Genomic DNA, 23,009 nt, shown 5'->3' on the forward strand with positions numbered 1-23,009 from the left:
AAAGCCGTGAAACACGCTTACGCGCCGAACTGCCAGCTGCGCGGCGGCATGTACGTTTCTTTAACGACTCGCGGCGACACCCAGCGGAGCAGGTTCAGATGCGAGCCCGCCTTGTCGTTGGTACCGCTTGCCCGGCCACCGCCAAAAGGCTGCTGGCCAATCATCGCGCCGGTCGGCTTGTCGTTCAGGTACAGGTTGCCGGCCGCATTGACGAGTGCGTCTTCTGCCTGGTGCAGCGCGAAACGGTCCGTGCAAAAAATCGAACCGGTCAGCGCATAGGGGCTCGTTGCATCGATGAGCTCAAGCGTTTCCGGCCACGCGTTGTCTTCGTACACGAACACCGACAGCACCGGGCCGAAGAGCTCCTCGGTCATCAGTGCATGCCTCGGATTCGAAACCTGAAGCACAGTCGGCTCGACGAAGTAGCCTGGGTCGGACCACGTCTTGCCACCGGAGACGACCTTAACCGCTGAGTCTTCCCTGGCGGCCGACAGGACACGACTGAGTTTTTGATGCGAAGCCTGCGAAATCACGGCACCCATGAACGTGCTGAAATCGGCTACGTCACCCACCTTCAGTTGCGCGAGACGGTCACGCAATTCCTGTTCGACCGAACCCCACAGGCTTCTCGGGATATACGCGCGCGATGCCGCGCTGCACTTCTGGCCTTGATATTCAAACGCGCCGCGAATCAGTGCGATTGCGACTTCCGAAGCGTTCGCAGAAGCGTGGGCCAACACGAAGTCCTTGCCCCCCGTCTCCCCGACGAGACGCGGAATCGTCCGGAACGAATCAACCTTCGACGCGACGCCCTTCCACAGAGACTGGAACACGGCAGACGAACCGGTGAAGTGGATACCCGCGAGGTCGCGTGACGACAGCGCGAGGCGTGTGGTCAGCTCAGCGTCACCCGGTACGAAGTTGATGACGCCCGGCGGCAGACCCGCTTCCTCGAGTGCCTCGAAGAAGATGTAGTTAGCCAGCGCCGATTTCTCGGACGGCTTCCAGAGAACCGTATTACCCATGATCGCGGGCGCGGTCGTCAGGTTGGCGCCAATAGCCGTGAAGTTGAACGGCGAGACGGCATACACGAAGCCTTCCAGCGAACGCCAGTCGGTGCGGTTCACGGCGGTCGAAACCGAGATCGGCTGCTCCGCATACACGCGCTGCGCGTTGTAGGCGTTGAAACGCAGAAAGTCGATGAGTTCACAGGCGCTATCCGGCTCGGCCTGGTCAACCGTCTTGCTCTGACCCAGCATCGTTGCGGCGTTAATCCTTATGCGCGAGCGTGTCGCGACGATTTCCGCTGCCCGATGAAAAATGGTGGCGCGACTTGCGTGCGTCAGATTTGCCCAGTCACGCGCAACCGTCTTCGAGCTGGCGATGGCTTCGTTGATTTGAGCGTCAGACGGACGGTGAATGCGGGCGAGCAACCGTTGGTGGTCATGCGGTGCGCGCACTTCCACGACGTCGTTCGAGAAATAGCGCTTGCCACCGATGACAGTCGGGATTTCAACGACGTCGCGTTGTTCGAGTGCCTTGACCAGCTCGCTGGCTGCCGGGGTTCCACGGCCGAAATGCACTTCCGGCTCGTTTGCCGGCAACGGGAATTGAGGACCTGAAATCACGCCTGCTCCTTAATGAAATCCAACCAGTAAACCGCAAGCAAACCTGGCACCTGCTGTTGGGTTAACCCTTATCGGGCGGGCCTTTGCGGCCAACTTGCTGCGAAGAGAAATCACGCTCCGAGAGTAGTCGCTGCCAAAAGAAGAGGTTCCTAATAAACCCTCCGTTATGAATTGAATCTGATGCGGTTATGCAAACATCAGGGAGCACACACAATCTCACCGCAGCGAGCCTCAACACCGTGCACGCCGATGCTCGCTCACACTTGAACCCACGATGGATCAGGACTTCAATGAACGCCGACCGTGGCAACAGGCGCTCACTTCGCACCCTGTAGCTGGTCAAGCGTTGACGTCGGATTTTTCAGGTCACCCTGTGGGTTGAAGGAGATGTCCCCTGTCATCTCCGTGTATTGCGTGGTGCGCATTAAAGGCCAATGTGTGGGTCTCCCTGGTCGTGCACCGGATCGGGTTCGAAGCGTATGGCCTGACCGACCGGCTTGAAGCGCTGGTTATGGGCTTCCTCGATGGCCAGGCAGACGCTGTTCTCTATGCCCTTCCCGTTAGAAACACCGTCGCCCATCGAGGGACTGGACACGACAATAGTACTGAACACATGTTCAACATAATTTTCATGGCTGTCACTATATAGCCGAACCACGGCGCGTCAAAAATACTTTCCGCATCGATTGCGGTGCTTTTTAGTGATGAAAATATGGATTAAAGGGTAAACACCGATAAAAATTCATTGCACAAAATGAACATTCGTTCAGTGTTTTGCTCGCTTATGCTTTAACCTATGCCATCAGGCCGGTGAACAAACGAGGGATTGGACAGAGCATGCAGGGCGTCAAGACAAAGACCGCAGGGAGCGATCTCCGAAAGGAAGACTCAGCTCAATACGAGGGGATGCCGCTCAAACTCATCGATTCGACGCTGGAGGTTGTGGGACAGGTTGGGCTCGAAAACCTGACCATCCGCAAGGTCAGTGAGCACGCCGGCGTGTCGGTAGGGCTCGTGCATCATCACTTCGCAAACAAGGACAGCCTCGTCTACAAGACGTTCGTGTATCTCATCCGGCGAACGCGGGAGCAGCTCACTGCTGGAAGACGCGGGATTACCGATCCGGTTGAACGCATGAAATTCACCGCGGACATGTGCTTTAGCGACGACGTGATGAGCCCAGGCGTGGCGAATGTCTGGCCGCACATGTGGAGTTCATCCTCCCACAACCAGGAAGTACAGCGCCTTTGCGCGGCCTTTTCACGGCGCCTTCGCTCGAACTTCACGCATGACTTGCGGCAGGCCGGATGTGCGCCAGCAATCGCGAATATCCATGCTATCCAGGCAATGGCACTGGTTCACGGCCTCTGGATCGAGTACCGCGTTGCTGGCGCAATTTCCATCGACGAGGCGCTCGGTGTGTTTCATGGCGTGATTGACAGCGCCACCGGCCAGATCTGGAAGTTGAATATGAGCCAGCCTTCTAGACAGACGCAATAGCGCAGCGGTTTGAGGCGCTACACCTCTTCCGGCAGACAGACATCTTCGGGCTTTAGCGACAGCGCGCTGGCGATGTCACGCGACACCTGGCGCTCATAGGCCCGTCGAAGCAGGTCGTATAAGTCCGCGGGAAGATGACCCAGTTCGTTTTCCCTGAACGCGAGAAAGAACGAACGGCTGAGCGCTGTGTTGGCGCGGCCGTGCCGCGAGAATGCCGACAGCGGCACGACGCGCAAATCCGGCACATAGTGCCGCGACTGCCAGACACACAGCGGCGTGGTGATTGCAAACCCAAGGCCAGCCGCTACAAGGCTGAGCATCGGGTCAGTCGCGTCGAATTCACATGTGCGTTCGACGTTCTCCGCGTTCGCGGCCAGATAGGCATCGACATGCTGGCCGATGACAGAACGGGCACTGTATCGAATGAACTGAAGATGCCGGCTCAGGTCCGCAAGCGTCGAGAAATGATCGACCTCAAAGCTCTTTGGCAAGACGACAAAGTAAGGCTCGGAGAAGAGCTTCTGTCGACGGATACCGGGCGCTTGTGCGAGCCCGGTCGTCGTGACCGCCATGTCGAGCTGGCGAGCCTCGAGCTGACCGTCGAGCGTCGGGGTGATGCCGGACCACAGGCGAATCTGATGCGACGTACCGGTCAGCGCCTTGATGATGATCGGGCCGATCGTCGCCGCAAATGAATCGACGCAGCCTAACCGGACAACAACGCGCTTTGCCCGGGTCACGTTGCGTACGCTCTCGACCATCTGGTCCGCGCCCTGCAACAGGACAGTTGCGTGCTCAAAGAGCCGCTGACCCGCCGCGGTAGGTCGTGCCGGTCGCGTCGCACGGTCCAGAAGCGTGGTGTCGAGAATTGTCTCCAGCGCCTTGATGCGCTGGGACACCCCGGCCTGGGAAATGGAGAGCCGGCTTGCCGCGTCCGAAATGGAACCGGCCTCCACCACTGCCACCCAGCTGGCAAGCAAGTCCCAGTCGGGATACTGTTCGGGTGCGCTCTCTTTCATGGTCGGCGGCGAAGTGGCAGCGAAATCTCGTTAGTCGGCCGCCCGGGGCGTTCAATCTCCCGGACGCATTTTTATTGGCGCCCCTCGGGCCCGGAACCGAAGTGAGCGTGCTCTCCGTTCCTGGACATCGTCCTCAGGACCGCATCGAGCGCATCCAGCACGTTGCCCGGCGCAGCATCCTCGTTCGCTCCACCTCCCGGGAAAGCAGCATCTCGCGGCTCGCAGTCGAGGCGCCAGCGGCCAGCCACCTCGACCTCGATCGCATGCACCCCGTTCAGAGGCATGCCGTAATGCTGGGCGGCAAACGCGTCCACGAGCTTTCCGTTGACCACCCAGGACCGGCTGGATTCCTGCACCGATTTCGTGATTGCGGCTACGAGGCGTCTGTCGCAAGCCGCACCGCGGTTAGTGCCTATATTACATTCTGCAGCACCCGGTTGTTCCCGATAGGGCGACAACCACGAGCTGGCATGCGAGACGAGGAGCAGAACATTGTCGTGCAGGCTACGCAGCCGCAGCAGTTCCTTTAGGAGCGCCGCGTGAAACGGCTTCCAGCACTCTTCCACGCGGGCGTTTACGTCGGCTTCGGAGGGTTCCTGCCCCTCCGGGTATAACGCCTCTCCGCGGGACGTGTGCGTCCTGCACAGTCCGACGTGATTGAGCCTTGACGAAAGCGGCCGGCTATCGGGCGCGACGTTGAGGTCGATGACACACGGATGATACAGAGCAGAAATGCACGTCATGTCCCTCTTCAAGGCGGCCGTCCGCAAAATTGCGCCGAAAGGGTCCGCCAGACGACCCTCGACGGCCAACCAGGCAGGATTGACGCGCAACCCAGCCGGTACGGACGTTCCGGTGTGTGGTGTCACGACCAGCACTGGAGCGTCCCCTTGAGAAATCTGGCCGTAAGGCAGGTTCTGCATGTTAGTACCCTCAGGTTCGCATCCACGCGCAGCGGATGCGCGTTATTCGAGCTGGCGCATCTGGACGTCATTCGATGTCGCTCACGGTACCTGAACAGGATTCCGGGCTGCCTTTCGTAAGCCCGGGTTTACCTGTCCATAAGTGGCGCTTAAGAAGTGCAGACGCTGTGGCGTGGCGAAAAGCCTTATTCTGTGGCCCGACAGCTTAAGGCCGCGCCCCATTCACGACGACCATGAGAGACCGTTGTCTCTTACCTGACCTTTGGAGCGGCATGCCGTCATGTTGCAGCGCACTCCGGTCGGCTTCAATTCCCGTTGCGATGGCTCGCCGTCAGCCGGCCATTCTCGAATATCATCACGGGCAGCGGTGCATGCGTGACCGTTTTTCTTGCAAGCCATCTTCACAACCAGACAATGAAATCGGCCACTCAGGGAGCAAAGGGATATCGGCGACTTATACCGTCGTTGACCGCCCTTGTTGAATTTGAAGCTGTCGCCCGCTTGAGCAGTTTCACGTTGGCAGCCAACGAGCTCGGGGTCACGCAAGCGGCCGTGAGCAGGCAGGTCCGGCTCCTCGAGGAATCCCTGGGCGTTCACCTTTTCCATCGCCTGCATCGGTCAATCAAGCTCACGCGCGAGGGCGAAGCGCTATATCTCGTGGTTGCGGAGTCCATGCAGAGAATTGCGGGAGTCTTCGACCGGCTGGCGGACGGAAGCGAGCAACAGGAACTGGTCCTTGCCACCACGGCGGCCTTCTCCCAGTTCTGGGTGCTACCCAGGTTGCCCGAGCTGAAACGTCTTCAACCACAATTGAAGCTTCGTTTGACGACTCAGATGTTCACCGCCGACCTGCGCCACAACGAAGTGGACATAGCAGTCCGGTTCGGCAACGGTAAGTGGCGCGACGGAACGTCATCATTGCTGTTTGACGAAGAAGTGTTTCCGGTATGCTCACCGGCCTGGTTGCAGGAGAACGGGTCGCCGCACTCTCTCGCGGAACTCGCAAAGACACAGTTGATCGATTCTGACTCGACGTCTGAAGGGTGGATGGGTTGGGAGACCTGGTTTGAAGCCGTCGGCTTACGACCACCACGGTTACAGTACGCGCTACGCTGCAGCCTGTACACGGACACGATTCAAGCTGCGCTGCATGGGCAAGGTGTTGCACTGGGCTGGCACAGACTGTTGACCCGCCACCTCGAATCGGGAACGCTTGTGCGCCTCACGGAGGCGACGGTCAAGGTCAGCGATTCGTATTTCGTCGTTATCCCTCACGGTCGCGCGATTACACCCACTACGAATCGCGTGATTGAATGGCTGCGCGGCGATGTCGCGGTCTCCTCGCACCAGGATGAATGAATTGCCCAACGCCTTGCTGCGTCAATCAAGGCCCTGAAGCAAGCTGGCAGTTCTCGCATAACTTAAAGTAATGTCAGAGCAAGAATAAAGCGCATTGACGGCCAATATCGTCGATTCAATACTGGATTCATAACGTTGATGCGGTGGCATCACGACTGTCAATCCAGGTAAGGGGCAATCGATGTCTGTGGCAAATCTTAAAACTCACAGTGAACTCGCGCGCGGTCGCACACCTGGCCATGGCATGCCGGGAGAACTGTTCGGGCGGCAGGACGTGTTCGAGACAGACGTCGACGTGTTCTTTCACAAGCACTGGATTCTCGCCGGCGTCACCGCTGATGTTCCAGAACCCGGCGATGTGTCTACCGTCGACATCGGCAAGGCATCGATTCTGATCGTGCGCGACGACGATGAAAACATTCGTGCCTGGCGAAACGTGTGCCGGCATCGCGGAGCCCGACTGAAAGACGCTGGAAAATCCACGGTCGGCATGCTCGTTTGCCCTTATCACCAGTGGACCTACGACCTCGACGGCAGCCTGAAACACACGACCCACATGGGCGTTGATTTCGACCGCTCGTGCCGCGGCCTTATCCCCGTGAAGACACGTATTGTCGGCACCCATATCTTCGTGTGCCTGTCGGATGACGCGCCCGCCGACATGGATATCCTCGAACAAACGATGGCTCCCAGGTTCGCACCGTATGACCTGACACGAACCAGAATCGCACACGAGGCCGAAATCATCGAGAACGGCAACTGGAAGCTCGTGATCGAGAACAACCGGGAGTGCTATCACTGCGGTGCGACCCATCCGGAGCTGACAGCGTCCTTCCTTCCTGAAGATTTCGGATTCTGCCCGCAGGGTTTGAGCGAGGAATCCCAGCGCGCACTCGACGCGTACCACGCACGCAACGCCGCGAGCGTCTCCAGTTGGGAAAAGGATGGATTGATCTGCAACGCGTTCGAACGGCTCGACCCCGATGCCGCCACCAGCTTCCGGACGCAGCGCCTGGTTATCGCCGGAAACGGCGAATCGCAAACGATGGACACCAGGGTAGCAAGCAGGAAGCTCCTCGGTGAATTACAGCGCCGTGACCTCGGCGACGTGCATATGTGGACCCACAATTCGTGGACGCATGTGATGAGCGACCATGCGGTCGTCTCCTACATTGTCCCGCTGGCACCGGACAAGACGCTCGTGCGTACCAAATGGCTGGTCCACGAAGATGCAGTGGAGGGAGTCGATTACGACCTGAACGCGTTGACTGAAGTCTGGGTTGCAACGAACGCCCAGGACGCAAGCCTGGTTGCAACCAACTATCGTGGGACACAGGATCCGGCCTATGAGCCCGGTCCGTTCTCTCCTTTTACAGAGACCTATGTGGAACTGTTTGCCCAATGGTACGCAGCCCGGTTGGGTGCGCACGGAGTTTAAGTGACTGCCATGAATTTTCCAGACACGTACGCCGACGCTACCCTGCCGGACGCGCTTGAAGACAGGTTGACCGATAGCGCCGTCTGGGAGCGCGCCGGCGGTCAATGGACCAGCGCCGAGAAGAGGCGGCTGGTGTGTTGTCGCACCATTGACGAAACACTCGACGTCAAAACGTTCGTTCTCTGTGCGAATGACGGCGTTCCGTTCAGCTTCGAGCCGGGGCAATTCATTACGATATCGGTCGACGTCGGCGGTCAGGCGCTGTCACGCTGCTACACGATATCCTCGCCCCCGACACGCCCGTACACCCTGTCCATCTCGGTCAAGCGCGTACCCGGCGGTGTCGTATCGAACTGGCTGCACGACAATCTGTGGCCGGGCGGCACGTTGCAGGCCTACGGACCTTCAGGCGTGTTCACGCCTTCATCTCATCCTGCAAGGAAGCTGCTCTACCTTTCCGCCGGTTCAGGCGTGACACCACTGATGTCGATGACGCGCGCGGGTCATGACCTCGGACTCAACCGTGACATCGTGTTCCTGCACAGCGCGAGAACACCTGCGGACATCATCTTTCGAAACGAGCTGGCTCAGCTTGGCGCGTCCGCGGACCGGCTCAGGGTCGTCCATATATGCGAAGGTGTCGGCCTGGAACGCGACTGGAGCGGCCCTGTCGGCAGATTGTCGCTGGAACTACTGGAGCGTTCAGTACCCGACTTCCGGGAGCGGGAAGCATTCACGTGCGGCCCCGCGGGTTACATGCAGTCGGCAAAAGAAATCCTGCGTGAAGGCGGTCACGACCCGGCACGGTATCACCAGGAAAGCTTCGACATCGGCGCCAGTCGTGCCGAAGGCGGCGTTGCTGTCGCTCCTGTTTTGCCGTGCAACGCAACCTCCGATGGCCGACAGTCGTTCAGCATCCGGCTCGCCCGCTCCGGGAAAACGTTCACGATGAACGATACCGAGACCGTGCTCGCCGCGGCTCGCAAGGCTGGCGTGCCCGTTCCGTCTTCCTGCGGACAGGGTCTTTGTGGAACCTGTAAAACCGCTGTTCTCGAGGGTGATGTCGATATGCAGCACAACGGCGGCATACGTCAGCGGGAAATCGACAAGGGACTACGGCTGCTATGCTGCAGCCGCGCCAGATCGGATCTTGTGCTGGATCTTTAGCCAGGCGGCCTCAAATATCCGGATATGTGCCTGTCTTCCGCTTCAGTCGGCGTCTTCCGTCAACAGCGTCTCGCCAGGCGCACCCAGTGCAAGCCATCCGCCATCGACGTTGAGCGTCGTCCCCGTTATAAAGCTGGCGCGGGAAGAAGCCAGAAAGGCGATTGCCTCGGCGACTTCTTCCGGTTCGGCCATCCGTCCCATCGGCGTGCGGCGAACGATCGCGTCGCGGTCGAGCACCCCTCGCTTCGACAGGTCATCCACGAGCGCGGTACGCACATAGCCCGGCGCCACGGCATTGACGCGCACGCCCCGACGAGCCCACTCGCATGCCATCGAGCGCGTCATGGCCACGATGCCAGCCTTGGCGGCACCGTACGCGTTGCGTGCAGGGATACCCGCCTGTCCGGCAATCGAACCGAGATTGACGATGGCACCCTTTCCGCGGGCAACCATGCCGCGTGCCACGGCCTGACTGACGAGGAAGGTGCCTCGCACATGTACGTTGATGACCCGGTCGAACGATGCCACGTTCTGGGTCAACGTCGTCCCTGCCTGTTCACCGATACCGGCGTTATTGACGAGCACATCGATCCTGCCGAATCGCTCCAGCACGGATGCCACTGCCACCTCCACCTGCTCCTGTGAACTGACATCGGCGGCCAACCCCATGTGCGGCTCCCCCAGCTCGTGCGCACGCTCAAGCGCCAATTCCCTGTTCAGATCGACAATCACCACGTGTGCGTGATCGCGGGCAAGACGTTGCGCCGCGGCCCATCCGATCCCGTCCGCTGCGCCAGTAACAATAACCACCGATCCGCTTTGCGGATGACCCAACGACTGTTCCATCGATTCACCTTGCCCGATCAATCTGGTCTGCCTGCTTGAGGAGGTTTAAAGAGCCATGCTCGACACTGCGGATCAGCCTTGTCTCCTGTGCCACGACGAGGTGTGCCGATGCGCTTAGATACGCGGGAAAATCCGGATGCGTGTCGCGGCGCAAACACCTCGCTTCATAATCGGCAAGGCTGTCGTATCCCCACAGATGCACAAACTGGTTCAATGGACCCACGACGCTGGTATAGAAACCGAGTGGGTGTCCTAGCGTTTCAAGCAGGATGGGCATTGCCATCCTCTCGAACACTTCGATGAACTCGTTCATCCTGCGCGGCGGGATCATGTATATCCGGTGATCCACCCATGCCTTAGCGACGGCCATTGACCACCTCCTTCTCGCGCACTACTGGGTTCGCAACCGTGTTCGCGGCATTGCCCGCCTGCGCAATGTGCCGGCCGGTGATGAACCCGAACGTCATGATGGGTCCGAGCGTGATTCCCGCACCCGGGTAATTGCCGCCCATGATGCTGGCGCGGTCGTTGCCCACGGCATACAGGCCAGCAATCGGCTTGCTGTTCGCATTAAGCACCTCACCCACGACACTGGTGCGAATGCCATCGAACGTGCCGAGGTCGCCCATGTAAATCTTCAACGCGTAGTACGGGCCCGTTTCGACTGGTGCAACGCATGGATTCGGCTTGTGTTCGGGATCCGCGAGATAGCGGTTAAACGATGTGGTGCCCCGGCCGAACTGACGGTCTTCGCCGTGTACCGCTCCTTCGTTGTATTCGCGCACCGTCGCCTCAAGCGCGGCCGCATCGATACCGGCTTTTAGAGCAAGCTCGGACAGCGTGTTCGCCTTCGTCAGATAGCCATTCCTGACAAGCGGTCCAAGGGGCAGCGGCCCGGGTTTTGCATAACCCAACCCATACCTGGCTATCGTGGCGTGGTCGCAAATGAGCCACATCGCCGTCTCATGCTCACCTTCACAGGCCGTAATCATCGCGGCGCCAACGTCGTGGTATGAACTGGATTCGTTGGTGAACCGGCGTCCGTTACGAAGCACGCCAATCACCCCCGGTTTGTAGCGGTCAAGCAGATGCGGAAAGACGCCGTAGCGACCGCCTTTCAGCGGCACGCGCGAGACTGGCATCCACGCTGCCGCATCCTTGAAACGGATGTCGACTGTTCCCCCTGCTTTCTCGGCCATCCGCCCGCCATCGCCTGTATTCGACTCAGGTACGGGCGATACATGCTCGCCACCGCGACGCACGTGCGGGTACGCTTTGCCAATGCGCTGAACGTCATGGGAGAAACCGCCACAGGCGAGAACGACACCGCAACGGCTTTCGACACGCACGGTCTGGCCATTGCGTTCAATGAGCGCACCGGTAATCGCTCCATTGGAAACCAGCAGCTCTTTCGCCAGACTCGAGGTCCAGATCGGAATCTCAAGATCGAGCGCCGATTTCGCAAGCCGGGCGGCCAGAGCGTTTCCACTGGTGACATGAATCCCGCGGCGATAGAGAAGCAGCTCTTTCATATGAGCCGCAAGACGCTTCGTCACATACACTGCGGACGCAACCGATTTGGTAACGTTGAAAAAATGCTTCAGATCGGCGTTGGACGAGTTGAACATCATGCCGATGAAGGTGATGGTCTTGAGCGGCGGACGCAGCCGACGCATATCCTCGCCCAGTTCCCTGATGTCGAAGGGAGCCGCGAGAATCGACCGTCCCACGTCGACGCCTCCACCAACCGTCGGGTGATAATCCGGGTAAAGCGTCGGAACGAACTTGACGCTCGTCTCGCGCTCGAACCACTCCACCATCTCCGGGCCGGTGTCGAGGAATGCGTTCACCGCCGCTTCATCGAAGAACGGACCGGTCTCGTTCTTCAGATACTCAAGCGCGGCTTCGCGGCTGTCCGTTACACCCTTATTCCGTGCCACATGATTATCAGGAATCCAGAGCACTCCGCCCGAGAAGGCCGCGGTGCCGCCAAAAACATCCGCCTTCTCCGCGACGACGACGCTCAAGCCATGCTTGCGCGCCGTGATGGCCGTCGACATGCCGCCAGCGCCCGCACCAATGACCAGCAGGTCGCACTCGACCCGGTTCGGACTGGTTGAAACGTTCCCCATGATTCATCTTCCTTGCGTATTTCTCAACGCGGAGTCGGTTGACTGCGTCCGGTCCCGTTGAACCCGGGACGAGGCACGAGATCCATGAGCATGGCGTCCATGCCTCCGTTCACGGCGACTTCAGCGCCAGTCACATAGCTCGACCTGTCGCCAAGAAGAAAAAGGGTGACGTTGGCGATGTCGATGGGCTCGCCGACCCGCTTGCTGGCGGTCACTGCCGCCCGCTTCTCCTCGAAACCCGGTTCTTCGTAGAACTTTGCTGAAAGCGCGGTGCGGATCATGCCCGGGCAGACGGCATTGCTGCGGATGCCCGGACCCCATTCGGCTGCGATCTGCCTCGACAGCAAAAGGACGCCCGCCTTGCTTGCGCTATACGCGCCACTTCCTGTTTGCGGATGACTGGCGGCGATCGATGCGACGTGGACGATGCTGCCGCCTCCCGCAGCATTCATCTGATCGGCAAAGGCGCGTGAACAGACGAGGTAGGCCGTGAGATTCACCGAAAGAACCTTGTTCCATTCGTCGGATGTCACCGATTTCAAGGCCGAAGGTCTTAGCATCCCGGCGTTGTTCACGAGTGCCGTGCAGGGTCCAAGTTCGTCGTTGACGCGACGGGCAGCCTGGATGACGGCCGCTTCGTCGGAGACATCGCACGCAATTCCGATTGCGGTGAGGCCACGACCGCATAGCGCGTCCGCGGCTTCCTTTGCGGCGGCGCCGTTGAGGTCCAGCAACGCGACCTTCGCACCAGCGACCGCGAGCTGTTCGGCAATGGCTGAACCAATTCCACTGGCCGCACCGGTCACAACGCAAACCTTGCCTGCAAGACCAAGCCAGGAAAAATGGTCGAATGTATTTGTCATGTGCAATCGGACTATGTAATCTAACCCGGACAATTCCGGCGTATCCGGGCTTGTCGTCCAGCGGCAAATCGAGCCTCGCCGTGCTGTGGACATCCCCCGGATTTCAGGGAAAACCTCTATTTTCAGCAGTATTTATGCGGTTTTTGATTCGCAAAGTGTAGAAGCCAAAGGTAGTCTCCTCAATAGACAAACCAGGCTGATAGCCGGACAAAACATGCATAAGAGACCAAAGCCGGGATTACCCCTATGAGCAAGATTCCAAATTACGCACTCTATGGAACCGACCCGAAACCACCATGGGAAGACTTCGTATTTTTTGAGCGAATCCCTGAACGTTCCGGACTGCACAATTTTCAGATCGAGCCCCACATGCATGACGGCATGCTGCATCTGCTGTATGTGAGAAGGGGCGGCGGGGACACGTTTGTTGATGACGTGAAATGGCCGCTGCGCGAGGACAGTCTGGTGATCGTCCCATCTCAATGCGTGCATGGGTTCCGGTTCACGAGCGATATCGATGGCCCGGTTGTCACGGCGGCGCAAAGGCCGATAGAGTCGCTGGCGGCGGTATCGGCGCCCTACCTTCTGGACACGATTCGTCAGCCGGCGGTGGTGGACACGTCGCTCTCGCCCCGGCATGCGGAGGCGTTGATGCCGCTCTTCGAGGCGATTGCCGAGGAGGCACGGGTTCAGGCGGCCGACCAGATGGCGTGTAGTGCGGCGTTGATGCTCGCGCTCTTTATCCAGATTCACCGGATACGCCAGTCGAGCGAGCATGCAAGCGCAGTCGGAGGGACGCTTTCCCGCCGGGGCATGCAGATCGAGAAATTCCGTGCGCTTGTCGATGCTCATTTCCGCGAGCGTCCCGCTATCAGCTGGTACGCCACCGCGCTCGGGCTAAGCGCCGGTCAACTCTCGCGCCTGTGCCGCGAAAGCCTCGGCATGTCGAGCCTCGAGGTCATCAATGCGCGTGTCACGCACGCGGCTGAACGAGAGCTTATCTATTCGACGCTGACGATCAAACAGATTGCCAATAACCTCGGCTTTGCAGACGAGGCGTATTTCGGTCGATTCTTTCGCAAGCAGACAAACCGGTCGCCGAACGAATTCAGGCAGATGGTGCGTGAACGACTGGCGGCAAGTCCGCACGTGCTTCAGGAATGAAAGCCGAGGAGGTTTCGGCGCTATCCGATCTGACTTCGCCGATCGAACCACCGGGTCAGGCACGGCTCGCAGACAAATTCAGCCGCGCCAAATAAACCGCAACCCGTTGTGAGCTATAGTTTCGGATAACCCCGCTCACGGGCGGAACTTCGACATCGATCCACGTCAGCCGCGGATTCTCGTGCGGCATGGTTTCATTCACCATGGCCACCTCGCGCATCCCCTCCATACAAGGACTGCTGGCGTTCGAAACGCTGGCCCGGCTGCGCAGCGTCACGCTCGCCGGCGAGGAACTCAGCGTCACGCCCAGCGCGGTCAGCCATCGCATCCGGCAGCTCGAATCTCAACTGGGCATCAAACTTTTCGCGCGCGGCGACTTCAGCCTGAGCACCGAGGGTGCGGCCTACCTGAACCGCGTGCGCGAGGCGCTGGCCGTGCTGCAGCAGATTCCCGGCCGCGGCAGTGCAGCCGGCACCACGCGGCTGCGCGTCGCGGTCACGCCGACTTTTTCTCGCCAGATGCTTTTGCCCAGGCTGGCGCTGTTTCGCCACGCCTATCCAGAGATCGACCTGGTGCTCCACGTCACGATTCCGATGCTCAACGTGACGGCCGAGGAGGCCGACATCGAACTGCGCTTCGGCACCGGCCCCTATGCGGATCGCGAATCATTGCTCCTCTCGTCCGACGAGGTGACGCCCGTGTGCAGCCCCGAATACCTGAACGAAGCCGGGCCGCTCGACGAATTCGCCACGCTCGACGCGGTCTCGCGCGCCCGGTTGATCCGCTGCCCACTCGAGCCCTGGCGTACCTGGTTCAGCGCAAACGGCATCACGCTGGACGAACCGGGCGGGGGTTCGCAGTTCAACGACATCGGCCTCGTACTCGATGCGTCGGTCGCCGGCTTCGGCGTCGCCCTGATGCGTCTGCGACTGGGCGCCGCGTGGCTGGACAGCGGGCGACTGGTTCGCCTCTCGCCGCGCAGCGTGCCCTCGCCGCACCACTACTTTCTGTGCTGGAAACCGGGCGCGCTCGACCGCTGGGAATGTGCGGCCTTTGTCGAGTGGCTGAAGCACGCGCTCGGGTGAGCACCGACCGGGCCGCTTGAAAAACATTCACGCCGCGGCCACCCACGATTCATCCCAGGTCGCCCACTGCTGACTAAATTGTCGCCTCAACGGCGGATGAACCGTCGAGGAGACAACGATGGTGTGGCAGCAGGTCTACGACCCCTTTGGCAACATGTTCATTTCCACCGCACTGGCGGCCATTCCCATCGTGGTGATGCTGGCGTGCCTGGGGCTTTTCCACATCAAGGCCCACATTGCGGCCGGACTGGGCCTGCTCGCCGCTGCGCTGGTGGCCGTGTTCGCGTATGGCATGCCGGCCGGCATGGCCGCCCGCGCGGCGCTCTACGGAGGCTTCACCGGGCTGCTGCCGATCGGCTGGATCGTGCTCAACATCATTTTCCTACAGCAGCTCGCCGAGCGGAACGGGAGCTTCAAGATCCTGCAGGACTCGCTCTCGGGCATCACCGAGGACCGGCGGCTGCAACTCCTGCTGATCTCGTTTTGCTTCGGCGCCTTCTTCGAGGGAGCCGCAGGCTTCGGCACGCCCGTGGCGGTGACTGCGGGCATCCTGATCGGGCTGGGCTTCTCGCCGCTGGCCGCCTCGGGCCTGTCGCTGATCGCCAACACCGCACCGGTGGCCTTCGGCGCCCTGGGCACGCCCGTCATCACACTGGCCAGGGTGCATGGCTACGACCTGATGGAGGTCACGGCCATGATCGGCCGCCAGTTGCCGCTGTTTTCGTTGATGGTGCCGTTCTGGCTGATCTGGGCCTTTGCCGGGCGCAAGGCCATGATGGAAATCTGGCCCGCCATTCTGGTAACCGGCCTGTCGTTCGCCATCCCGCAGTACCTGGTCTCGAACTTCATCGGCCCCGAACTGGTGGACATCATCGCGGCGCTGGTCTCAATGGTCTCGCTGGTGCTGTTCCTGCGCGTCTGGCAGCCCAGGAAGATCTGGACCTCTCCGTCGCTGAAGAGCCGCGATGCAAGCGCCGCCGAAGCCACGCCGGCCGGCCCGATCGTGCGCCACAGCCGTGCCGCACTGGTTCGCGCCTGGACGCCCTGGGTGATCCTCACGGTGTTCGTGTTCGTCTGGGGGCTACCCTCGGTCAAGACCTGGCTCGACCATCTCTATGCACCGAAATTCCCGCTGGCCGGGCTGCACAACCTGGTCGAGAAAATGCCGCCGGTGGTGCGCGCGCCGACCAGGGAAAGCGCCGTCTACGTGCTGGGCCTGCTCTCGGCCACCGGCACGGGGATCCTGCTGTCGGCGATCGTGAGCGCGCTGGTCATGAAGTACAACCCGGTAGAAATCGTGCGCACCTTTTTCCGCACGCTCTGGCTGGTACGCTACTCGCTGTTCACCATCGTGCTCATGCTGGCGTTGGGCACGCTGACGCGTTATTCGGGAACCGACACCACGCTGGGGCTGGCGTTCGCCAACACCGGCATGCTGTATCCCTTCTTCGGCACGCTGATGGGCTGGCTCGGTGTCGCGATGACGGGCTCGGACACCGCGTCGAACGTGCTGTTCGGCGGCATGCAGAAAGTCGCGGCCGGCCACCTGGGCCTGGGCGCGAACCTGATGGGCGCCGCCAACAGCTCGGGTGGCGTGATGGGCAAGATGATCGACGCGCAGTCGATCGTGGTGGCATCCACCGCCACGCGCTGGGTCAACCACGAAGGCGATATCCTGCGCTATGTGTTCTTTCACTCCATTGCGCTCGCCTGCCTGGTCGGGCTCTTCGTCACGATGCAGGCCTACGTCTGGCCCTTCACCCTGATGGTGGTGCGCTGAGTGCGGTGTCCGAAGCAACTAACCTGAACGAGGTTTTCCAATGACCGTCATCACCACCGTCGAAGACCTGCGGGTTCTGGCAGAGCGTCGCGTGCCGCGCATGTTCTATGACTACGCCGATTCGGGCTCCTGGACCGAGAGCACCTACCGCGCCAACGAGAGCGACTTCCAGAAGATCAAGCTGCGCCAGCGCGTGGCCGTGAACATGGAAGGTCGCACGACGCGCACCACCATGATCGGGCAGGACGTCGCCATGCCAGTGGCCATCGCGCCGACCGGCTTCACCGGCATGCAGCATGCCGACGGCGAGATACTGGCCGCGCGCGCGGCCGAAAAATTCGGCATTCCGTTTTCGCTCTCGACCATGAGCATCTGCTCGATCGAGGACGTGGCGGCGCACACCCAGGCGCCGTTCTGGTTCCAGCTGTACGTGATGCGCGACAAGGATTTCGTCGAACGCCTGATCGAGCGCGCCAGGGCTGCGAAGTGCTCGGCGCTGATCCTCACGCTTGACCTGCAGGTGCTGGGCCAGCGTCACAAGGATCTGAAGAACGGCCTGTCGGCACCGCCGAAGCCCACCATCACCAACCTGATCAACCTGGCCACCAAGCCGCGCTGGTGCATGGGAATGCTGGGTACGAAGCGCCGCACTTTCGGCAACATCGTGGGCCATGCCAAGGGCGTGGGCGATCTGTCGTCGCTGAGTTCGTGGACGGCCGAGCAGTTCGACCCGGCGCTGAGCTGGGCCGACGTGGAGTGGATCAAGAAGCTGTGGGGCGGCAAGCTGATCCTCAAGGGCATCATGGACGCGGAAGATGCGCGCCTGGCAGTCGCCAGCGGCGCCGATGCGTTGATCGTCAGCAACCACGGCGGCCGCCAGCTCGACGGCGCGCCGTCGACCATCGAGGCGTTGCCGGCCATCATCGAGGCCGTCGGCTCGCAGATCGAGGTCTGGCTCGACAGCGGCATCCGCTCGGGGCAGGACGTCCTCAAGGCCGTCGCGCTCGGCGCCAGGGGCACCATGATCGGTCGCGCCTTTCTCTACGGACTGGGCGCGATGGGCGAGGCCGGGGTCACGAAAACGCTGGAAATCATCCACAAGGAACTGGACATCACGATGGCCTTCTGCGGGCACCGGGACATCCGCACGGTCGACCGCTCCATCCTGCTGCCGGGCACCATTCCGTCCTGAAGTCGCATGTGGGGATATCAGCGCTCGTCGCAGATTTTTTCAGGGCCCGTTGGAATCAACAGGTGTAACGAGCTGTATTTGAAACCGGCCGTACCAGGTCGGCACACACTGGCCATTTTGCGCGATCGTACCGCGGACCGCGATACCTCCAGCCATCCTGCAGGTTTTCATGACCGGTCTCATGAAAAACTACCTGATGGTCGCGCAAACGGCCTGCATGGCGTAAGCCCTAAGGTTGTGCAGACGCAAGCGGCGTCGGCTCGCCATTTCGATAGGTGTAGATGGTGATGGGAGACTCCGTGAGATCGCGATTCCTGTCGAACCGGTAGTGCCCGGAAACACCGCGGGTATCGATGTTCGCCAGCGCGGCGCGGTATTGGGCCGGTTCGATCGAATTGGCCTTCGTCATCGCCTGTGCGACGAGGTTCATGCCGTCGTACAAGGCAGCGCTATAGGTCAGCGGATCGGTATGAAAGCGCTGCTTGTAGTCCGTCTTGAACCGGCGGCCTTCAGGTGTCTGATCGAGAACGCGGCCACCTTGCGGACAATACACACGCGTGTCGACCGCGTCACCGCCAAGTTTCGCCAGTTCGGCATTGCACATTGCGTCGCCACCCAGCAGGTAGCCATTCATCGCGAGACGCTTCATCTGCTTGCGTAGCGCGCCGGCCTGGGCGTAGTAACCACCGTAGAAAATCCCTTCGGCGTTCGAGCCCTTCACGTGCGTAAGGATCGAGACGAAGTCGGTCGCCTTGTCGGTCGTATATTCACGATCGACGATCTCGATGCCGTTGGCTTTAGCCGCGTTGATGAACTCGTCGGCGAGGCCCTGACCGTACGCGGTGCGATCGTCGATCACGGCGATACGCCTGACCTTCAGTTCCTTTGCTGCAAACTCCCCCATCCGGCTGCCAAGTTGCGTATCGCTGGCGGAGATGCGAAACACGAACGGATAGTCGTGCTGCGTGATCGACGGATTCGACGCGACGGTCGCCATCACAATGCCCGACACGTTCACGAGGTTCGAGATCGGAATCGCAACACCGGAATTGAAAGGCCCGAAAATAACCTTGACGTTGGCATCGACCAGGCTTTGCGCCACCGTCATACCGGTGCGCGGATCGCCAGCGTCGTCTTGCGAGACCAGCTCGAAACGCGTTTTCTGGCCGCCGATCACGAGACCCTCGGCGTTCAGGCGCTCGATCGCCATTCGCACGCCGTTTTCGTCGTCCTTGCCGATGGCGGCCTGCGGGCCGGTCAGTGGTCCCGTCAAACCGATCTTGACGACCTGATCGCCGGCGGTCGCGCTCAGGGAGATCATGCTCAAAGCGATTGCTGTCAACCAGCTCGCACCTGCGTATGGCTTCTTCATCATGCTCTCCTCACCTTGTGTGATGTGCCAGACCGTGTCGTCGCCGAGAGGCGAATCTCACCGACGTGGGCACAGATAACATCGCGTGGCCCCTTTCGTCGCGACCGCTCTTCCGGTGCCCGGACAGTGGGGTTGACAGTAATTCTGGGTAGCCAAATTCCCCAATAAAATGCATCATTGATGAAATACATTTCGGAAATCACCGAAGTAATCAAGAGGCGGCACGATGCAGGTTCAGGACACGGATCTTAAGTTATTGCGGATCTTCGAAACTATCGTGCGATGCGGCGGCTTCGCCGCTGCGCAGCCCATTCTCAACATCGGCGCATCGAGTATCAGCGAATACATGTCGCAACTGGAGACACGACTCGGGTTGCGGCTATGTGAACGCGGACGCGCCGGTTTCCGGCTCACCGAGGAAGGCGCGGAACTGCATGCCGCCGCGCAACGTCTGCTCGGCGCAGTCGACACGTTTCAGATGGAAGCCGGAGCACTGCGCAATCAGCTTTCCGGCGTGTTGCGCTTCGGCATGATCGAAGCGACCCTGACCGACACGTACTCGCCTCTGCCAATGGCGATTCGCGAGTTCGGCCAGATGGCGCCGGAAGTCCGCCTGCATGTGCAGATCGACACGCCCGGCAGCATGGAGCAGCACGTGCTGGACGGCCGTCTGCATCTCGCCGTGGGGCCGTTTCCCGTGCAGATTCCCGGCCTTGACTACTCGTCACTCTATCGTGAGGAACAGGGGCTCTACTGTGCCTCGACTCATCCGTTGCACGAACGGGCAGGCGGCAGGGTTCCTGTTTCATTGCTCAGCAAGCAGCGGCTGGCTGCCCGGGCGTACCTGGGCAGCCACGAATTGAAGTTGCTGCGCATGCCGGAAGCCGCGGCCTCCGTCGACAACGTTGAAGGGCGGGCCATGCTGATTCTGTCCGGCAACTACATCGGCTTTCTGCCGCCACACTATGCCCAGGCCTGGGTGGACAGCGGTCTGTTAGCCCGCATCGATCCCGAGCACTACGTGACGCATCTGGACTTTCAGATCATCACGCGCAAAGGGGGTGAACCGGCACGGGTCGTACAGGCCTTTTGCAACCAGTTGCGGACTGCGGCCAAAGAAGTGCGCCGCGCCTCGCGAGGCGGCAAGTAGCGTGCGGATTAGCGGGAAAGGTTTCGTTTAACCTTGCGTTGATGCATGACACGGCCAATAGTGTTCAGCAGCAATTGCGCCGCAAGAATTGAAGTCGAACCCGAATGGTCGTAATCAGGGGCAACTTCCACGAGATCGATGCCGACCACGTCACCCTGTTCAGCAAGGCCCGCGAACAGTTCGAGGCCTTCGTAGTACAGCAGGCCGCCGTGGCTCGGTGTGCCCGTGCCTGGCGCGATCGAAGGATCGAAGCCGTCGATATCGATTGTCAGGTAATAGCGCACGCCCTTCGGGATGCGGTCCAGCACACCCTGGATGCCGAGGCGCCGGAGGTCGCGCACCGAGATGATGTCCGAGCCCATCTCACGTGCCTGCGCATAGCCCTCGCGCGCGGTCGACGACACGTTGCGAATGCCGATCTGCGTCATGCCCGACACCACGCTTTTCTCAGCCGCGCGCCGCAGCGGATTGCCATGGCCGTTGCGCACACCATGACGCTCGTCGACGAAATCGAGGTGTGCGTCGATATGAACGATATGAAACGGCTCCTGGCCTTCGAACGCGTTGATGCACGGGATGTTGATCGAGTGATCGCCACCCATCACCACCGGCAACGCGCCGGCCGCCAGGATCTTGCGCACGCCGTACTCGATGTTTGCGTGGCTCTTTTCAGTGTTGGTATGCACCATGTCCGCATCGCCGATGTCGACGATACGAACTTCGTCACTAGGCAGATAAACGACATCGTCTTCGAAGTCGTATGCGCCGCCGTGGCCGAACGAGAACAGCGTCGACGCATCGCGAATCGAACGCGGGCCGAAGCGTGCCCCGGCCCGCCACTGGGTGCCGCAGTCGAAGGGCGCGCCCATTACCGCGACGTCCGCGTCGATCTTTTCCCAGTCGAGACACAATGGGGATTTCGCGAACGTGCAGATTCCCACAAACGGCAAATTGAGCCGCCCCGTTTCGTAGCTGTTTTCAGACATGATGGCGTCCGCCCTCTGTTCATTCGTTCAGATATGCGCGACGCGCAGGCGCCACGCTCTCCATTACTGCAGCAACGCCCTTTGTCAGGAGCGCGTGGTGCATCTGAAACGAAGTCTAGGCAAACAAATTCAACGGAAAAATTCCAAAAACATGAAATGCACTTCGGAATAGTCCGAAGCGATGTTTAAACATAGCGAGAGCGTGAAGGCTCTGGTGCAAATGGAGGTAATAGTCGGGGAAGCTAATTTTGACAGGATCGCTTATTCAGCTGGGAGGGCCGCATCGCAAGCGGTCGGTGTGGCGGTGTCTTTGATGCCTGGCGTCGCGAGATTAAACTGGCCTTTGCGAATGCGATGGATCAGCTCGATACCTGAGATCGTGGTCGCCGCGTTCCTGAACCGGTTGAACCCGAGCATGGCCTTTGTCCAGGGCTTGATCTTCGATCGTCTTCTTCGATCAGGTTATTCAGATACTTCGAGGATCTGACTTCGGTGTTGGCAGGCAGGTAGCAAGCCGTCGGCCCTCATCAGTCGTCGCACGCGGGAGCAAAGTTATTCTGGGCAGAACCGTGGGTCAAGATTCATAAATCGCTCTCGCCGAAAATAGCGCAAAGGATTTCGCGGAAAGAAAGTTATATGGTCAATCAGGCGGCGCAATAGCGCTTGGAGAAGGGGCGCGGCGCTTCATCCGGGAGAAAGCCCCAGGAGCCGCTGACGAACCGCACAGAAGCATCCACGCCGATTCTTGCAACAGAAGCCGATTTTAATGATGTCGGTTGCGAGATCGAACGTGGTGTTCTGGGCACGCCGAATTTGCACAGGTGGGGATGGCTGCGGCCGACCGGCCGGCCGCAGCCTGAAGAAACGGGGGTTGCACAGGGGCAAAACCCCTCGGCGCCTGGCAATCAAGCATAACCTGTCCAGGCGGCCACGTTATGCCTAACGACACACACTCCGAAGAGTGGCTTTCAAGTGTTTGGTGGGCCTCCCGTGAGTCGAACACGGCACCAACGGATTATGCTTACCAGCTACGGTTTTCACCGCCCCTTTCAGGTTTGTGGTCTGGACTGTCTCTTGTCTTTACGACCTGCCCGTTCAGTCTCTACACGTTCTCTCAAAGAGAGCTTCGCTCGGGATTGCCACGCTGCCGGGGCAGCAGAGGTTTCCCCGAATTTGAGCAGTTCTACCGAGAGGCAGAGCTAACTTACCCCAAGGCAACCCATTCATGACTCACCATGCCGTGCTGCATGGTTTAGGTGAGCCCTTGCTAAGTCCGCTGCTCTAACCAGGCATGAGCTAGAGGCCCTAAAAGCTGCAGATTCCACTGGAACCCGGTTTAAACACCGAGCCCGATCGCTGATGTGGCCGACATGGTACACGAAAAAAGGGGCTTCCTGGACCACCC

General features: G+C 60.2%; 18 protein-coding genes and 1 pseudogene. 9 read left to right on the forward strand and 10 right to left on the reverse strand.

Annotation, left to right across the window (positions count from 1 at the left end; all coding sequences use genetic code 11):
- Positions 1-17: 17 nt before the first annotated feature.
- On the reverse strand, positions 18-1,628 hold the full coding sequence (gene pruA / locus BLV45_RS22210; protein ID WP_090536574.1) for an L-glutamate gamma-semialdehyde dehydrogenase: 1,611 nt from the start codon (positions 1,626-1,628) through the stop codon (positions 18-20).
- An 837-nt stretch (positions 1,629-2,465) separates the two neighbouring features.
- Here pruA and BLV45_RS22220 point away from each other — a divergent pair.
- The gene (locus BLV45_RS22220; protein ID WP_090536578.1) at positions 2,466-3,128 is read left to right on the forward strand and encodes a TetR family transcriptional regulator C-terminal domain-containing protein; all 663 of its coding nucleotides are present in this window, start codon (positions 2,466-2,468) and stop codon (positions 3,126-3,128) included.
- Between the two features lie 17 nt (positions 3,129-3,145).
- Here the strand turns inward: BLV45_RS22220 and BLV45_RS22225 are convergent, their stop codons facing one another.
- Positions 3,146-4,147 carry a LysR family transcriptional regulator gene (locus BLV45_RS22225; protein ID WP_090536581.1) on the reverse strand — a complete coding sequence of 334 codons (1,002 nt, stop codon included), beginning with the start codon at positions 4,145-4,147 and terminating at the stop codon, positions 3,146-3,148.
- 71 nt (positions 4,148-4,218) lie between these two features.
- On the reverse strand, positions 4,219-5,070 hold the full coding sequence (locus BLV45_RS22230; RefSeq protein WP_090536583.1) for an N-formylglutamate amidohydrolase: 852 nt from the start codon (positions 5,068-5,070) through the stop codon (positions 4,219-4,221).
- A gap of 414 nt (positions 5,071-5,484) precedes the next feature.
- Here BLV45_RS22230 and BLV45_RS22235 point away from each other — a divergent pair, with 414 nt between their 5' ends.
- The 3 genes from BLV45_RS22235 to BLV45_RS22245 all read left to right on the forward strand — a co-directional run bounded on the left by BLV45_RS22235 (position 5,485) and on the right by BLV45_RS22245 (position 9,034).
- On the forward strand, positions 5,485-6,429 hold the full coding sequence (locus BLV45_RS22235) for a LysR substrate-binding domain-containing protein (protein WP_090536586.1): 945 nt from the start codon (positions 5,485-5,487) through the stop codon (positions 6,427-6,429).
- A 181-nt stretch (positions 6,430-6,610) separates the two neighbouring features.
- The gene (locus tag BLV45_RS22240; RefSeq protein WP_090536588.1) at positions 6,611-7,867 is read left to right on the forward strand and encodes an aromatic ring-hydroxylating oxygenase subunit alpha; all 1,257 of its coding nucleotides are present in this window, start codon (positions 6,611-6,613) and stop codon (positions 7,865-7,867) included.
- Positions 7,868-7,876: 9 nt separating this feature from the next.
- Positions 7,877-9,034, forward strand: a complete 1,158-nt coding sequence (locus BLV45_RS22245; RefSeq protein WP_090536815.1) for a hybrid-cluster NAD(P)-dependent oxidoreductase — start codon at positions 7,877-7,879, stop codon at positions 9,032-9,034.
- 42 nt (positions 9,035-9,076) lie between these two features.
- Here BLV45_RS22245 and BLV45_RS22250 read toward each other — a convergent pair whose 3' ends face one another.
- From BLV45_RS22250 to BLV45_RS22265, 4 genes are read right to left on the reverse strand one after another with little or no spacing between them, the layout of a single operon-like run.
- Complete coding sequence (locus BLV45_RS22250) at positions 9,077-9,880, reverse strand: SDR family NAD(P)-dependent oxidoreductase (protein WP_090536591.1); 804 nt, start codon at positions 9,878-9,880, stop codon at positions 9,077-9,079.
- Between the two features lie 4 nt (positions 9,881-9,884).
- The gene (locus BLV45_RS22255) at positions 9,885-10,250 is read right to left on the reverse strand and encodes an NIPSNAP family protein (RefSeq protein WP_090536593.1); all 366 of its coding nucleotides are present in this window, start codon (positions 10,248-10,250) and stop codon (positions 9,885-9,887) included.
- Positions 10,237-12,012 carry an FAD-dependent oxidoreductase gene (locus BLV45_RS22260; protein WP_090536595.1) on the reverse strand — a complete coding sequence of 592 codons (1,776 nt, stop codon included), beginning with the start codon at positions 12,010-12,012 and terminating at the stop codon, positions 10,237-10,239. Before BLV45_RS22260 ends, BLV45_RS22255 begins: the two co-directional genes overlap by 14 nt.
- A 23-nt stretch (positions 12,013-12,035) precedes the next feature.
- A complete protein-coding gene (locus BLV45_RS22265) occupies positions 12,036-12,875 on the reverse strand; it encodes an SDR family NAD(P)-dependent oxidoreductase (RefSeq protein ID WP_090536598.1) in 840 nt (279 codons plus the stop codon).
- A gap of 246 nt (positions 12,876-13,121) precedes the next feature.
- Between BLV45_RS22265 and BLV45_RS22270 the strand changes: the two genes are divergently transcribed.
- The 4 genes from BLV45_RS22270 to BLV45_RS22285 all read left to right on the forward strand — a co-directional run bounded on the left by BLV45_RS22270 (position 13,122) and on the right by BLV45_RS22285 (position 18,096).
- On the forward strand, positions 13,122-14,039 hold the full coding sequence (locus BLV45_RS22270) for a helix-turn-helix domain-containing protein (RefSeq protein ID WP_090536600.1): 918 nt from the start codon (positions 13,122-13,124) through the stop codon (positions 14,037-14,039).
- 203 nt (positions 14,040-14,242) lie between these two features.
- Complete coding sequence (locus BLV45_RS22275; protein ID WP_090536817.1) at positions 14,243-15,124, forward strand: LysR substrate-binding domain-containing protein; 882 nt, start codon at positions 14,243-14,245, stop codon at positions 15,122-15,124.
- A gap of 118 nt (positions 15,125-15,242) precedes the next feature.
- On the forward strand, positions 15,243-16,904 hold the full coding sequence (locus BLV45_RS22280; RefSeq protein WP_090536602.1) for an L-lactate permease: 1,662 nt from the start codon (positions 15,243-15,245) through the stop codon (positions 16,902-16,904).
- A gap of 40 nt (positions 16,905-16,944) precedes the next feature.
- Positions 16,945-18,096, forward strand: coding sequence for an alpha-hydroxy acid oxidase (locus BLV45_RS22285; protein WP_090536607.1), 1,152 nt, complete (start codon positions 16,945-16,947; stop codon positions 18,094-18,096).
- Between the two features lie 229 nt (positions 18,097-18,325).
- Here BLV45_RS22285 and BLV45_RS22290 read toward each other — a convergent pair whose 3' ends face one another.
- Complete coding sequence (locus BLV45_RS22290) at positions 18,326-19,468, reverse strand: branched-chain amino acid ABC transporter substrate-binding protein (protein WP_090536609.1); 1,143 nt, start codon at positions 19,466-19,468, stop codon at positions 18,326-18,328.
- Between the two features lie 226 nt (positions 19,469-19,694).
- On the opposite strand from BLV45_RS22290, the gene BLV45_RS22295 reads away from it, so the two are divergent.
- Entirely contained in the window at positions 19,695-20,618 is a 924-nt protein-coding gene (locus BLV45_RS22295) for a LysR family transcriptional regulator (RefSeq protein WP_090536611.1), read from the forward strand.
- 8 nt (positions 20,619-20,626) lie between these two features.
- Here BLV45_RS22295 and speB read toward each other — a convergent pair whose 3' ends face one another.
- Complete coding sequence (speB, locus tag BLV45_RS22300) at positions 20,627-21,604, reverse strand: agmatinase (protein ID WP_090536613.1); 978 nt, start codon at positions 21,602-21,604, stop codon at positions 20,627-20,629.
- A gap of 261 nt (positions 21,605-21,865) precedes the next feature.
- A pseudogene (locus BLV45_RS22305) lies at positions 21,866-22,092 on the reverse strand (DDE-type integrase/transposase/recombinase); the annotation flags it as partial.
- Positions 22,093-23,009: the final 917 nt, after the last annotated feature.

The sequence above is a fragment of the Paraburkholderia sartisoli genome, assembly GCF_900107685.1.
In the GTDB taxonomy this organism is placed as follows: Bacteria; Pseudomonadota; Gammaproteobacteria; order Burkholderiales; family Burkholderiaceae; genus Paraburkholderia; species Paraburkholderia sartisoli.

What these genes read in the sequence shown, in the direction of transcription:
- BLV45_RS22280 (WP_090536602.1), top strand. Translation starts at nt 15,243, where the DNA reads ATGGTGTGGCAGCAGGTCTACGACCCCTTTGGCAACATGTTCATTTCC.
- BLV45_RS22225 (WP_090536581.1), bottom strand. Translation starts at nt 4,147, where the DNA reads ATGAAAGAGAGCGCACCCGAACAGTATCCCGACTGGGACTTGCTTGCC.
- BLV45_RS22245 (WP_090536815.1), top strand. Translation starts at nt 7,877, where the DNA reads ATGAATTTTCCAGACACGTACGCCGACGCTACCCTGCCGGACGCGCTT.
- BLV45_RS22255 (WP_090536593.1), bottom strand. Translation starts at nt 10,250, where the DNA reads ATGGCCGTCGCTAAGGCATGGGTGGATCACCGGATATACATGATCCCG.
- BLV45_RS22235 (WP_090536586.1), top strand. Translation starts at nt 5,485, where the DNA reads ATGAAATCGGCCACTCAGGGAGCAAAGGGATATCGGCGACTTATACCG.
- BLV45_RS22240 (WP_090536588.1), top strand. Translation starts at nt 6,611, where the DNA reads ATGTCTGTGGCAAATCTTAAAACTCACAGTGAACTCGCGCGCGGTCGC.
- speB (WP_090536613.1), bottom strand. Translation starts at nt 21,604, where the DNA reads ATGTCTGAAAACAGCTACGAAACGGGGCGGCTCAATTTGCCGTTTGTG.
- BLV45_RS22230 (WP_090536583.1), bottom strand. Translation starts at nt 5,070, where the DNA reads ATGCAGAACCTGCCTTACGGCCAGATTTCTCAAGGGGACGCTCCAGTG.
- BLV45_RS22260 (WP_090536595.1), bottom strand. Translation starts at nt 12,012, where the DNA reads ATGGGGAACGTTTCAACCAGTCCGAACCGGGTCGAGTGCGACCTGCTG.
- BLV45_RS22290 (WP_090536609.1), bottom strand. Translation starts at nt 19,468, where the DNA reads ATGAAGAAGCCATACGCAGGTGCGAGCTGGTTGACAGCAATCGCTTTG.
- BLV45_RS22295 (WP_090536611.1), top strand. Translation starts at nt 19,695, where the DNA reads ATGCAGGTTCAGGACACGGATCTTAAGTTATTGCGGATCTTCGAAACT.
- BLV45_RS22250 (WP_090536591.1), bottom strand. Translation starts at nt 9,880, where the DNA reads ATGGAACAGTCGTTGGGTCATCCGCAAAGCGGATCGGTGGTTATTGTT.
- BLV45_RS22220 (WP_090536578.1), top strand. Translation starts at nt 2,466, where the DNA reads ATGCAGGGCGTCAAGACAAAGACCGCAGGGAGCGATCTCCGAAAGGAA.
- BLV45_RS22270 (WP_090536600.1), top strand. Translation starts at nt 13,122, where the DNA reads ATGAGCAAGATTCCAAATTACGCACTCTATGGAACCGACCCGAAACCA.
- BLV45_RS22285 (WP_090536607.1), top strand. Translation starts at nt 16,945, where the DNA reads ATGACCGTCATCACCACCGTCGAAGACCTGCGGGTTCTGGCAGAGCGT.
- BLV45_RS22265 (WP_090536598.1), bottom strand. Translation starts at nt 12,875, where the DNA reads ATGACAAATACATTCGACCATTTTTCCTGGCTTGGTCTTGCAGGCAAG.
- BLV45_RS22275 (WP_090536817.1), top strand. Translation starts at nt 14,243, where the DNA reads ATGGCCACCTCGCGCATCCCCTCCATACAAGGACTGCTGGCGTTCGAA.